We start from the raw sequence: 14159 nt of genomic DNA on the forward strand, positions 1-14159 counted from the left end.
TTAATTTCTTTGTTTTGTTAGACTTGCACTTTGGTACAGTTTGTTTAATAATTCCTGATTATTGTCTAAACTATATTCCCAAAACATAGCACCGCCTAATTTTTTCTGTTTAATAAATGCTGTCTTTAAAGCAATTTCTTTTGGAGTTTCATAAGAAATAAAAATATTGTCCTGGGCATTCCATAAATAAGATGCTTTTGCCGAATCATCATATAATTCCTGAAATTTTCCTGATTTTAATGCTGCCGCAATTTCCCAGGATGCCACAATAGCACTTCCTGTTAAGGCTGACTGGTATAACCCATTATTTTCGGGTGTTACTTTTTCCCACTTTCTTCCATAAAAAGGGATTCCTAAAATAAGCTTGTGAGCAGGCACCCCTTCTTTTAAGAATGCATCTACCGACTCACTAATACTGTTCCCTCCAAATTTTTCTTCTTTTGAAGGATATAAATTAGCGTGATGTCCTGTTTGATAAAACCAGCCATTGTAAAAATCGTAACACATCAGATTTATAAAATCAAGATATTGATGTGCTTCTTTCAAATCAGTATGGTTAACATATTCCTGATCCGCTGCTGCTGCAATAGTGAGCAAATAATGCTGATTATCTATTTTAGTCTGAATTTCTAATTGCTTGCGCAATTCGCCCAATAATAACGTAAAATTTTCTTTGTCTGAAGGTCTGAAAATATTATCCTCTGCGCGTTGTCCGGGAAATTCCCAGTCGATATCAATTCCGTCAAAGTTGTAAGATTTCATTAGTTTTACAGCGCTTTTAGCAAATTTTTCTCTTGATTGGGCATAAGCTGCTATATTTGAAAACTGATCTGACCAAACCCAGCCGCCAATAGAATACACTATTTTTAAACCGGGATTTTGCTTTTTAAGTGCCATTACGCTTTCTATTTTCGCTTTATCAGTAGCCAGCTCAAACTGAACATTACCATCAACAATATTAGCAAAGGCATAATTAAGGTGAGTCAACTTGCGCGCATCAATTTTTGCGGGATCAAAATTCTCATACCCGGCAACGTATCCAATTATTTTAAAATCCTCTTTGGGTTGATTTTGTTTTCTTTCTAATGAAGAACAAGCAAAAAACACACTGATAATCAGGACTGAAAAAAGGGATTTAATTACCATATTATGTTGTTTAAAATGAATCATTACTGATAAATTGCCTAATTATTTTTACTTTAAAAACTGACCGTCTTCTTTTATGGTAAATGTTTGGTTTGAAAAAGGACTTTTTACCAAAATATTATATCCCGAAGAATGATTTTCTAAGATAGGTTTTAAAACTTTACCATCGACTTTGATTGTTTCTTTCGTTAAATCCGTTAATGTTTTTGCCCAGACTTTATTTTTTTGATAATATTCTTTTTGAGTCCGATATAAATAATAGAGCTCCCATTTTACTTTTTCGTCCTGCGGAATTGTAAAAGTGTCTTTTTCCTCTTTCGAAGAAAAATAAACATATCCCCATTTTTCAGGTTCATGCATATTAATTACGCCCATTGGCGACCAGACCCAGTTGTACTCAGGCAGAAATTTTCCGTCAGCATCTTTTTTGCGTTCGTATTTACCATCAACAAGTGAATGCTGCCAGTTTACTCTTGAAAAATTAACGCGCCAGAATTTATCTGCCGGCACATTATTTTCGTTGTAAGATTTTTTATAAGATGCCCAGGGAATTGCCATTTCTAAAACCCATCCTTCATCAGTATCATTTGGGTTATTAAGCGTTCCGCTGATTTTTACCGCTGATTTCAGACCCGGAATATTCCAGTCGTTTAAAACAACATTATCATTTTCTCTGTAAGGTTTTGATAAAAACAGGTCCCAGGCTGTATTTAATGCATTTATCTCTAATTCATAATAATTAAAAGTGTCGCCGTCGGGATCAATAAAAACTTCAAAATCGTTGTTGTAAAAAATAATGGTATCACGTTGTTTTAAATTTGCCCAAACATTCGGTTCATCAATTTTTGCTAAAATATAAAAATTGGTTTCATCCCAGAGCATTTTAACTTTTGTTGCATATTTTGGTTTAATATTGTTTTCGATATCTTCGAAAAGAGCTGTCCAGTCTGCATTTTTCCAAGCCGGATCTGATTCATCTCCGTCAATCAGAATTGGGTTTGCAATTTTATTCGCTGTATAGGTTTTAGGCACAATAGTATTTTTCTTCGATTGTGATAACACAGCAATCGAAGAAAAAACTAAAACAATTGTTAACCATTGATTTTTTAAAAACATGCTTATTTTTTTATAAACTATTATCTTTTGTAAACTGAATCACTTCGCTCAATTTTCCAAAAGCTATTGCTACTGCCGTATCTGCTGCACCATAATAAACGGTTAATTTATCCTCTTCAGTATCATGCAAAGCTGCACATGGGAAAACTACATTTGGAACATCTCCAACCATTTCATAAATCTCTGCCGGTCCTAATAAATAGGGCTGTGTTCTGTATTTTACCTGATCCGGTGAATCTACATCTAAAAGTGCTGATCCCATTGCATAACGAAAACCGTTGCAGGTATTGATAACGCCGTGATAAATCATCAACCATCCTTCGTTGGTTAAAATAGGGATTGGCCCTGCCCCAACTTTTGTACACTGCCAGGCACTGTCTTCAAAAGGAGTTGGTTTCATAACTAATCTGTGCTCACCCCAGTATTTCATATCCGGACTGTAGCTAATCCAGATATCTCCAAAAGGCGTATGTCCGTTATCACTCGGTCGGCTTAACATGGCGTATTTTCCGTTTATTTTTTGTGGAAATAAAACACCGTTTCTGTTGAATGGCAGAAAGGCATTTTCGCACTGAAAAAATTCTTTAAAATCAAAAGTATATCCAATTCCGATTGTTGGGCCATTATAGCCATTACACCAGGTAATCCAGTAACGATCTTCTATAAAAACAACACGCGGATCGTATTTATAAGCAGATTCGATCATTTCCGTATTACCGGACTGCATTACAATTGGTTCATGATTAATATCCCAATCGATTCCGTTTTTACTAAATCCGGCAAAAATATTCATTTGAACCGCTTTGTTATCACATCTGAAAACTCCCGCAAATCCATCTCCAAAAGGAACAACGGCACTATTAAAAATACTGTTTGATGATGGAATCGCATATCTGTCGATAATTGGATTTTCAGAATATCTCCACATTACATCTTTACTGTTTTCGGGTCTGTCTTGCCATGGAATTGTGCTCATGCTCTCTTTCTTTATTATTATAGTTGTTTTTTTATTTTTAAGCTTTATCAGTCATTCACAATCCTATCATTGCGAGGAACGAAGAAGCTCCTCATAATTATTCGCCAATCTTTGTCGAGTTAGGCGTGTGATTTCTCCTCTGTCGAAATGACAAATTAGACGTTTAAAACTTTGACAAAGCTGTCCTGTGTTTTATATTTTCTAATTGACTAATTATCCTATTTTCTAATTATCTAATTCTCTAATCTTCTATTCTACGAACTTTATCCAACCATGTAAATTTCAATATCGTTGTTGTCACTAAAAATACCACTAATGCTGTAATCGCTTTTGGATAATCTCTGATGATAAAAAATATCGGAAGCAAAATCATACTCGACTGCCATACAATTCCGATAGCACAATTCATCATATCTCTCCAGAAATCATTGTTTTTTTCGAAAGCCAGATCTTCGGCTTTTAACAATTTATAAACCGGACTCCAGAATCCCCACGGTCTTACGTTTGAATAAAAGGATTTTAAAACTTCCATATCTGTTGGTTTGCTCAAATATGTTCCTAAGAGACAACCTAAAATTGAGAATCCAAATATTAATGGGAACAGGTAAATAGCTTGTACTTGTGCTAAATCATATAAAAATGATCCTTCTGACAAGCCTCCTTTAGCCTGACCTAAAGCAAATTGCAAAGAAGCTACGATTAATCCGGCGAACATTCCCCAGAAATAACCCCAGCCGTTAAAACGCCACCAAATCCATTTCAGAAAGTTTGCCGCTACGTAACCTCCGTATAATGCACTTGTAATCCATAAAGTCAATGAATTGATTGAATCTGCAAAGAATCCCATAAAAACGCCTAAACCAACAACAAGGAAAGACGAAATCTGACTTACTTTGATATAATGTGCATTTGTTGCTACCGGTTTGAAGTATTTTTTGTAAATATCATTTACGATATACGCTGGTCCTGCATTTACGAATGCAGAGAATCCTGACATAAAAGCGGCTAATAAACCTGCCAGTAAAATACCTTTGATTCCAACGGGAATATATAAATTAACGACTTTTGGCATCAATAATTCTAAATCGGCTCCGGTTAATCCTGTGTTTGCATTTAATTCAGGTGCTAAGTTTACCAAAGCGATTACCACGATTCCGGTGATTAATAAATATCTCGGGATGAATAAAATCAGGTTGGTAAAACCACTCATATAAGCGGCTTCTTTGACTGATTTGGTTGAAAGAACCCTTTGTAAATCATAACTAGGCGTTGGCCCTGCAACACTCGCAAAGAAACCTTTGAATAAGGTCATTCCGATGAAAGCGCCAAACATTTTGTACCCCTCTGAATCAATTAAATTATTGAAGGTTTGAAATTTATCTGTCCATTGGGTTTCAAACTGCCATCCGAAAAAGACATTTTTCCATTCCTCTGTAATAACTGCATTAATCTGAATATCTGTATAATTAATGAAGGCATAACCTGCGATTAAAACTCCGGCTATAATCATAATTAAATATTGTACAACTTCTGTTGCGACTACTGAGAACATTCCGCCTTTTACGGTATAAATTGTCGTTAAAAAAATGATTAACAAGGCATAAGAACGCTCTGATGTCAATAAAATCATATCACCGTAGTGAAGCGTCAAATCCCAAGGAAGGATGATGGTTACAAATTTTCCGATTCCTTCGAAGAAATACGCAATGAAACCAATTGTTGAGATAATGGCAAAAATAGCTACAATAATATGAGATGCTTTTCCGGCTCTGTCGCTTCCAAAACGAGTCAGAATCCATTCAGAACCCGTCATAACTTTTGATCTTCTGATCCAGACGGCAAGGAACATCATGACGAAAATCTGGTTCCATATCGGCCACAGCCACATAAACATAAAGCTTTTTACGCCGTACAGAAATAAAACTCCAATCATCCATGAGGTTCCCGAAACATCAAACATTCCGGATCCATTACTAAGACCCAGAAAGTACCATTTGATTGTTTTACCTCCGAGGAAATAATCGTCTAATCCTTTTGATGCTTTTCTTGAAATCCAAATTCCTATACCTACCGAGAGCAGAATATAAGCTACGATGATTGATACGTCAATAATATCCATTAATTTTGTGTTGTTAGGTTAGTTTTGTTTTATGTATTTATTTTTGGATTCCCCAGTTTGTATTTGGCTGTGCTCCCATTACAAAATGTAAAGTCCCTCCTTTTAAAATCTGTTGATGTTTGATTGCTGTTTGATTGAATTCAACTCCGTTTAAAGTTGCTGACTGGATGTAAAAATTTTTATCTGAAACATTTTCGGCTTCAATTACGAACGTTTTGCCTCCTTCAAGATTGATGGTTGCTTTTTCGAAAATCGGGCTTCCAATTTCATATTCGCCTGAAGCAGGGTTCATTGGATACAATCCCATTGAACTGAAAACGTACCAGGCCGACATTTGTCCGCAGTCTTCGTTACCGCTTAATCCGTTTGGTGTTGTGTTGTATTGCGTATCTAAAATATGACGAACCCAATATTGCGTTCTCCATGGCTGACCTGCCGCATTAAACATATAAGCAATGTGGTGGCTTGGTTCGTTTCCGTGTGCATACTGGCCAATTAATCCAGATATATCTGCCGAAACATTGTTTCCTGTAATCTCTGAGCTCTCTGTAAACAATTGCTCTAAACGTTTGGTGAAGATTTCGTTACTTCCGTGAAGCGAAATAACATCCTTCAAATTATGAGGTACGAACCAACTGTGCTGCCATGCATTTCCTTCGGTATAATCTGTATGTTCCCTGTGGTTCGAATGTTTTGGATCGAAAGGTTCGTTCCATGATTTTCCATCTTCGGATTTTCCTCTCATGAAACCCGTTTTCGGATCAAATAAATATCGATACGCCTGAGAACGTTTTAAGAAAAACTGGTAATCTTCATTTTTTCCCAAAGCTTTCGCCATCTGTGCCACACACCAGTCATCATAAGCATATTCGAGAGTAATTGTAACCGATTCGTCTAATAAATTATAAGGAATGTAACCGTATTTTTTGTAGAAATTCAGTCCTCTTTCATCCTGCATCATGGTGGTTTTCATTGCCTCGAATGCTTTTTCGGCATCAAAACCTTTTATACCTTTTAAATACGCATCGACAATTACAGGAATAGAATGATAGCCTGTCATCGTATTGGTTTCGTTGGCGTAAAGTGTCCAGACCGGTAATATTTTTTTGGTATCGTAATACGCTAACATTGAATTTACAATGTCCGAAGCTTTCTCAGGCGCTAATAAAGTCAATAAAGGATTTTCGGCTCTAAAAGTATCCCATAGTGATAAAGTTGAATAGGCAGTATGATCTTTTGCCGTAACAATCTGATCGTCCTCTCTCCTATACTGCCCATTTTTATCACTATAGGTTACAGGCGCAACTTGTGCGTGATACATTGCGGTATAAAAAATTGTTTTTAATGAATCTACCGGTGTTTCAACTTTTATTTTGCCTAAAGCTACATTCCAAATTGAAGATGCATTTGCTTTCGTTTCATCGAAATTAACTTTTGGATCGTCTAAATTGTCTTTTGCATTTGCTACACTTACAGATGAGAGCGCTACTTTTACAAACAATTCAGTTGTGTTTTTCGGGTCGAAAAACAATTGTAACGAAGTATTTTCTCCTTCTGCTTTTTTAGCATTAACAATTTGTTTATCAGCCGTTAAAACTGATTCTGAAATAGGTTTTGAAAACTTTGCTACAAAAAACACTTTCTGGTTTAATGCCCAGCCTTTACTGTAACGGTAACCGCTTATAGTATAATCGTCTTCAATTGTAATTCCGGTTTTTAGGGCTTTATCCCAATTTATGGCAAATCCTAAATCGACAACTACGGATTGCTTGTCGTTTTTAGCAAATGTATATTTATGATAAGCTGTTCTTTGTGAAGACGTTAATACTACATTAATCTTAGGATCCTCAAGAAAAACCTGGTAAGAACCCGGTGTTGCTTTTTCGTTAACATGACTGTAAGCTGATTTATAAGGTAATTGATCTCGTGAAGTTGTTTTGAGTGTTAAATCGACTTTTTTATTGGTTGGCATGAATAAGATGTCTGCCAAATCTCCAATTCCGGTTCCGCTTAAGTGCAAATGACTGAAACCAGCCACAACAGAATCTGAATAATGATATCCGGAACACCAGTCCCAGCCCGAAATACCGTTGTCAGGACTTACCTGAAGCATTCCAAAAGGAACAGTCGCTCCCGGATACGTATGTCCATGTCCTCCAGTGCCTATGAAAGGATCAACCTGGCTTACAAAAATATCTTTCGGATTATTATTTTTGTTTACATTTATTTTACAACTTGCAACCAGAATTACAAATAAAAGACATAGTAAAAAATTCTTCATATAATACAACCTTAATTTAACTTTAAATTTAAATAAATTTGACTTTTGTTAAAACTAATTTAGACGGACAACACATAAACTTAGATAAACATCAAAAAAAGTCACAAAATGCACTTTTATTATGAATTTCAATTCTAACAAATTATATCGGATACCATTGCGTTATCATGTGTTTTTCTGGCTGACTTATTTCTTGTTTAATACTTTTAGATGGGGAAGTTATTTTAACAATTACAGCTATTCATTAAAAACAAATTTATTAGGTTTTCCTATTCATATGACTTTGTGTTATCTGAATATACTGGTTTTTATGCCTTTTTTGGTTTATCGAAAAAAATATATTCTGTATGTATTGTCTGTATTAGCAACCATTTTTTTAATGGTCGTTATTAAATTCAATCTTACCTATTTATTAATTACGCACCAAGTGTGGCCTGAAGGCCCTGAAACTATTCAAAAACTCACCCTCAATTATACCATTGACATGATGATGGGCGAATTGTATGTGATGACTTTTGTAACTGCAATTAAAATAACTTTAGATTTCAAGAAAGAACAAAAAAGAGTAACCGATTTAGAGAAATCACAACTGGAAACAGAATTGCTTTTTCTTAAATCTCAAATTTCGCCTCATTTCTTTTTTAATACACTGAATAATATTTATTCGTTATCTGTAGAAAAATCAAACAAAACCCCAAAAATTGTACTTAAACTTTCTGAACTGATGCGGTATATGCTTTACGATACGAAGGGTAAAAAACAATCTTTAGAAAATGAAATTTTATGCATCCAAAATTACCTTGATCTGGAGCGAATTAGAAATGATGAAAGACTGGAAATAAACATGGCTGTTTCCGGTGATATACACGATAAAGAAATTTCTCCGGTGATATTACTTACTTTTATTGAAAATGCCTTTAAACATGGTGTAAATAAAAACACAGGAAAGGTCAAAATTGATATAAATTTTAAAGTTAAAGAAGACTTTCTTCATTTTACAATTTCAAATCCAAAGCCCCAAATTACAGGGCATGAAGACAATTTTAACAAGTCAAGTGGTATAGGAATTGAAAATGTCAAAAAAAGACTTGAATTAGGCTATAATAAAAATGACTACAAGCTTTCTTTTAAAAATAAAAAGAATATTTTTGTCGTAAAGCTTGTGATTAAAGTCACCTAAAACAAATACTCCCCTTATTGATTTCACCTGCAAAATTATTTCGCTCAAATAACTAAGATTATAGAAATGAAAATAAATTGTTTGATTATAGACGATGAGCCATTGGCAATTAATATTATTAAAAATTACTTAGAGCCACTTGAAAATTTTGAGGTAACAAATACTTTCAGTAATCCGATTGAAGGCCTGAATTTTATTAAAAATAATAATGTCGATGTTATTTTTCTGGACATAAACATGCCCGTTCTCGATGGAATTAATTTTATAAAAAGTCTCGAAAACCCTCCTTTAATTGTAATCACAAGTGCCTATAGCCAGTTTGCAATAGAAACTTATGAACTTGACGTTTTAGATTATTTAGTGAAACCCATTGAGTTTCCAAGATTGATGAAAACGTTAAATAAAATAAGCAGGAGGATTGAGAAAAAGGACAATTCAAGTCCGGACAGCCATCCGGACAGCCCTTTTATATTCGTTAAAATTGACAAAAAGAGAATGAAGAAAATTTTCTTTAACGAAATTCTGGTGATCGAAAGCCTTAAAGACTATCTAAAAATAAACACTTTAACAGGCAAATACATAATTCACAGTACCTTGTCTGATTTTACCGATTTATTACCCGAAAAAAATTTCCTGAGAATACACCGATCATACACGATTGCAATTGACAAAATTGATGCCGTTGAAGGAAATAGTATCGAGATCGAAGGACTGAGATATGTTATTGGAAGATCATACATCGATCATGTGAAACAGCGGATTTTGAATTCTTCGATTTAATTGTCCGTCTGAGTCGAAAACTTTTATATAAAATGAAACCTTTGTCAAATGGAAATTGAGAAAGGTTTTTTCTTTTTAATTAAGGTTCAGTTTGTCATTTCGGCGTAAGGAGAAATCAGAAAATAAAAAATGCAGCCTAACCAGGGCTGCATTTTCAAAATTTGGTAACTAACTAACCAAAATAAACTACATGAAATAGTTTATTCTATTTTAAAGATTTTCTTAAAAGAAATACCTCTTGAAAGCTTCGATTGCTGAATAATCTGCCAATCCTAAAGCATGATATTTTTCTGCAGTTAATCTGTTTCTGTCTTCTGCTCTGATCCAGAATTCTCTACTGTCATCACCCTGAAACATCACACCATCTTTTTGAGACTGGTGGAAGAAAATAGCATGACGCTTTTTAAGCACCTGATCCGGACTCATTGGAACCGCCATTTCAATTTGATACGATTCCCATTCGTGCCATGCACCTCTGTACAACCAAACCCAACAGTCATCCATGAAACTTTTGTGTTTTAATCTCTTCAAAGCTTCGAATAAACTATCCAGACAAACTTTGTGCGTCCCGTGCGGATCTGCTAAATCTCCGGCTGCGTAAATTTGGTGTGGTTTGATTCTTTCGATGATATCGCACATAATCTGTATATCTGCTTCACCTAAATTATTTTTCTTTACCGTTCCTGTTTCATAAAATGGAAGGTCAAGGAAGTTTACATTAGAATCCGGGACACTTAAATATCTGGTTGCTCCTAAAGATTCACTTCTTCTGATCAAACCTTTCAGTTTTCTCACTTCGACTAAATCAATATCGTTGCTGTTTTTATTTTTTAAAAAGTTGATAATAGTTTCAGCTTCAGCAGAATCAGGATTTAATGCTTTTGTAATTTCAGCAAATTTCAATGCCTCTTCGTTTGAAACGGCAATATTTCCTGAAGTCTGATACGCAATATGCACTTCATGCCCCTGCTCTACCAATCTGTCAAAAGTACCTCCCATCGAGATAACGTCGTCGTCCGGGTGTGGACTAAAAATGATAATTCTTTTTTTCTCCGGAGTTGCACGTTCCGGTCTGTACGTGTCATCGGCATTTGGTTTTCCGCCCGGCCATCCTGTGATGGTTTGCTGCATTTTGTTGAACATTTTAATATTCAAATCGTAGGCAGTTCCTTCTTCAGACAACACGCTTGACATTCCGTTATCATTATAATCTTTGTCTGTCAGTTTAAGGAAAGGTTTTTTAGTCAACTCACTTAACCAAACCACTGCTTTCAGTTTTAATTCTTCTGTCCAGATTACCGATTTTACCAACCAGGGGGTTTTTACTCTCGTTAATTCTGATGAAGCTTCTGTGTCTAAAACAAATGTTGTGTTGCTGTGCTGCTGCAAATACGTAGCCGGAACACGAGATGAAATTTCACCTTCAATGGTTTTCTTAATAATTTCTGCTTTGCTGATTCCCCATCCAAGAAGTACAATTCTTTTGGCATTTTTTACGGTACCAATTCCCATTGTAATCGCTTTTTTAGGTACATTGTCAATTCCTAAAAATGATGATGCCGCATCTACTCTCGTTAAGTGATCCAGTGTAATACTTCTTGTACCTGAATTAACATGAGATCCCGGTTCGTTAAAACCAATATGACCTGTCCTTCCAATTCCTAAAAGCTGAAAATCCAATCCGCCGTATGATTTAATTTTCATTTCGTAATCAATACAATATTGCTGCAGATCTTCATTGCTGATGTTTCCGTCAGGAATATTAATATTTTGAGGCAAAATGTTCACATGATTAAAAAGATGCTCATGCATAAAGTACCAGTAACTCTGAATATTGTTTTTATCCATCGGATAATATTCATCTAAGTTAAAAGTTACTACATTTTCAAAACTTAAGCCCTCTTCTTTATGAAGCCTTACTAATTCTTCGTATACTTTTATTGGTGATGATCCGGTTGCTAATCCTAAAACGCAAGGTTCGTTTAACTCTTCTTTTCTCTGAATTATATTCGCTATCTCCTGTGCTACCAATACAGATGCCTCGTGAGATGAATCGAAAATTACATTATGAATCTTCTCAAAACGAGTTTCTTCAAACTTTCCCGCTTCTTTGAAATTTATACTTTCTTTAATCATTTCCCTGATGTTCTAATTTATTAGTATAAAATTAAGTATTACATAATCTAATAAATCAAAAATTCGACTAATAACCTGTTAACTTCGTTAGAAAACATAGTTTGAAACTTTAAACAAATTAAAGGACAATTACTGTTCAATGATATTTATTTCTGCAATAGAAACAGTTTCCCCTTTTCCTACTGCCGACTTAGCAACGAAACGAATATATCGGGCTTTGGTTTTCTTAAATGTCTTAATCTGCTCAATCGGATTGTGTTTTATGTTCGAAAATTCGCCTTGTGACTGTAACGTCCATTTTACATTATCCATACTGGAATAGAATTCATAGTTCGAAATCAAATTGAGATTATTTCCAACCTGTTGTGGCAGATAAGTGAACCCTTTTAGACTTAAAACACCTCCCATATCGATTGTGATTTCCTGAGGCAGTTTATTAGAATCATTTCCAAAACTCCAGTCTGTATTTGGATTTCCATCTATAATTCTGTCGGCCTGTTTTAAATCGCCACTTGAAGCGGTAACAATTTTCCAGTTTTCTTTTGATACACCGAATTTTGCTGTTTTTACAGCACTGCTTACATTCTCTTGTGTATTTATAGCAACAGCTTTTATCTGACCTGCATTCTTATACTGAAATGTTCCTTTATACAAAATACTTTTTCTTGTTGGATTTTTTCCGTCAATCGAATAATAAACAGGATTTCCGTCTTCAGATTTTATGGTTACATTGCCATTTTTATCACGGATGATTTCTGGCATACGTACATAAGTTGGTGCATTATAAGCCTGAATATTTGAAATAACAATATTGGCTTTTGAATCGGTTATATTAATTCTTAATGCCGATGCTTTAACTCTTTCGATTCTTAGAATTCTTTTATAGCCAATAGTTGTTTCATTAGCTACCGCTTTCCAGTTTCCATCCACTTTAACTTCAACATTAAAAGATTTTACACGTTGTCCAAGTGCTATGTTTTCTTGTAACAGAATACGATTAACATCAGTTGGTTTATCAAATTCAAAAGTAATTGAAGCTGTTTTTACATTGTCGTCTGTTGCCCAGTAGGTATTTTTATCTCCGTCTGTTACATTTTTTGCCGAAAATAAAGTGCTGTTTACTCTTATATTATCAGCAGAAACTTTTGTTCCTGCTAATAATTCGGTTTTAAAATCGGATTTTATAGTCGAAACTAACTCTTTTAATCGGGCTTCATCATTTTCATGAACCAAACCTCTTCTGTCAACCGGAAGATTCAATAATAAAGTAGCATTACGGCCAATTGATTCATAATAAATATCAACCATCTCGTCCAGTGATCGTACTTTATCGTCTTCAACTTTATGATAAAACCATCCCGGTCTGATGGAAACATCGGCTTCGCCAGGAACCCATTTCTCTCCATCTTCATGCCCCGACATAAATTCGGAATAATGAACTTTGCCTGCCAATTCATCTTTTTGGCGTAAAAGCGACCAATTGGTTTTTCCGGCACGTCCTTCTTCATTGCCAATCCATCTTGCTTCAGACGGGCCGACTCCCCAAACCAAAGTTTTAGGAGCAGTTTTGTAAATTAATTTATAAGTTTCGTCCCAATTGTAATATTCCAGTGTATTAATTTTTCGTATTTCGTTGGCTCCACCATAATAACCGTCTCCTCCATTAGCACCATCAAACCACATTTCGAATACATCGCCATAATTGGTCAATAATTCTTTTAACTGATTTCTGAAATAGGTTATATATTCAGGTTTGCCGTATGCAGCGTGGTTTCTGTCCCATGGAGAAAGATACAATCCTAATTTTAAATTATACTCTTTGCATGCTTCAGCCAATTCTTTTACTACATCTCCTTTTCCATTTTTCCATGGAGAATTTTTCACAGAGCGTTCTGTATACGCTGACGGCCACAAACAAAAACCATCGTGATGCTTGGCCACCAAAATAATTCCTTTCATTCCGGCAGCTTTTACAATGCGCGCCCATTGTCGAACATCTAAATTCGTTGGATTAAATAATTGCGGTGACTCATCGCCATAACCCCACTCTTTATTGGTAAAAGTATTTAACGAAAAATGCACAAAAGCATAAAACTCCATTTCCTGCCAGTCGATTTGTTTTTGTGTTGGCAACGGACCAAAAGGCTCAGGAGATTTTACCAATTCCTGAGAAAAAACCGGTGTTCCTATTAAAAAAAGAATAAGTAATAAAAATATGTTCTTCATTGGGTCAGAAATTAATATTTTTTGTTAGTAAGACTAATTAAAATATAAATTTACAGTAAATCAATATTCTATTTCATACTATTTCGACCAACAACGTTTTTAAAAGTGGATTGGGAGGATTGTAAAGTACTGCAAAAGGTTTTGTGGAAATACAAAAAAAAAAAACGAACTAAAAGAGGCTTAAGTTTGAATGCAGAAG

The 14159-nt window shown here is 34.9% G+C and carries 9 protein-coding genes; 2 read left to right on the forward strand and 7 right to left on the reverse strand.

Going from position 1 to position 14159, the window contains the following annotated elements; genetic code table 11:
- From FLACHUCJ7_RS13690 to FLACHUCJ7_RS13710, 5 genes are all read right to left on the reverse strand, one after another.
- The gene (locus tag FLACHUCJ7_RS13690; RefSeq protein WP_230408828.1) at positions 1-1146 is read right to left on the reverse strand and encodes a glycoside hydrolase family 18 protein; all 1146 of its coding nucleotides are present in this window, start codon (positions 1144-1146) and stop codon (positions 1-3) included.
- A 48-nt stretch (positions 1147-1194) separates the two neighbouring features.
- The gene (locus FLACHUCJ7_RS13695; protein ID WP_180909257.1) at positions 1195-2262 is read right to left on the reverse strand and encodes a carbohydrate-binding family 9-like protein; all 1068 of its coding nucleotides are present in this window, start codon (positions 2260-2262) and stop codon (positions 1195-1197) included.
- A gap of 10 nt (positions 2263-2272) precedes the next feature.
- The gene (locus FLACHUCJ7_RS13700; protein ID WP_180909258.1) at positions 2273-3238 is read right to left on the reverse strand and encodes a glycoside hydrolase family 130 protein; all 966 of its coding nucleotides are present in this window, start codon (positions 3236-3238) and stop codon (positions 2273-2275) included.
- Between the two features lie 241 nt (positions 3239-3479).
- Positions 3480-5357 carry a sodium:solute symporter family protein gene (locus FLACHUCJ7_RS13705; RefSeq protein WP_180909259.1) on the reverse strand — a complete coding sequence of 626 codons (1878 nt, stop codon included), beginning with the start codon at positions 5355-5357 and terminating at the stop codon, positions 3480-3482.
- Positions 5358-5394: 37 nt separating this feature from the next.
- Complete coding sequence (locus tag FLACHUCJ7_RS13710; protein WP_180909260.1) at positions 5395-7638, reverse strand: GH92 family glycosyl hydrolase; 2244 nt, start codon at positions 7636-7638, stop codon at positions 5395-5397.
- 121 nt (positions 7639-7759) lie between these two features.
- On the opposite strand from FLACHUCJ7_RS13710, the gene FLACHUCJ7_RS13715 reads away from it, so the two are divergent.
- Together FLACHUCJ7_RS13715 and FLACHUCJ7_RS13720 are read left to right on the forward strand one after the other, a co-directional pair.
- The gene (locus FLACHUCJ7_RS13715; RefSeq protein ID WP_180909261.1) at positions 7760-8818 is read left to right on the forward strand and encodes a sensor histidine kinase; all 1059 of its coding nucleotides are present in this window, start codon (positions 7760-7762) and stop codon (positions 8816-8818) included.
- Between the two features lie 66 nt (positions 8819-8884).
- On the forward strand, positions 8885-9598 hold the full coding sequence (locus FLACHUCJ7_RS13720; protein ID WP_031455809.1) for a LytR/AlgR family response regulator transcription factor: 714 nt from the start codon (positions 8885-8887) through the stop codon (positions 9596-9598).
- A 222-nt stretch (positions 9599-9820) separates the two neighbouring features.
- Here FLACHUCJ7_RS13720 and nagB read toward each other — a convergent pair whose 3' ends face one another.
- Positions 9821-11734: a glucosamine-6-phosphate deaminase gene (nagB, locus tag FLACHUCJ7_RS13725; protein WP_180909262.1), complete on the reverse strand. Its 1914-nt coding sequence runs from the start codon at positions 11732-11734 to the stop codon at positions 9821-9823.
- A gap of 129 nt (positions 11735-11863) precedes the next feature.
- Complete coding sequence (locus FLACHUCJ7_RS13730; RefSeq protein ID WP_180909263.1) at positions 11864-13960, reverse strand: alpha-L-fucosidase; 2097 nt, start codon at positions 13958-13960, stop codon at positions 11864-11866.
- Positions 13961-14159: the final 199 nt, after the last annotated feature.

Source organism: Flavobacterium salmonis, assembly GCF_903819435.1.
GTDB classification, from domain to species: Bacteria; Bacteroidota; Bacteroidia; order Flavobacteriales; family Flavobacteriaceae; genus Flavobacterium; species Flavobacterium chungangense.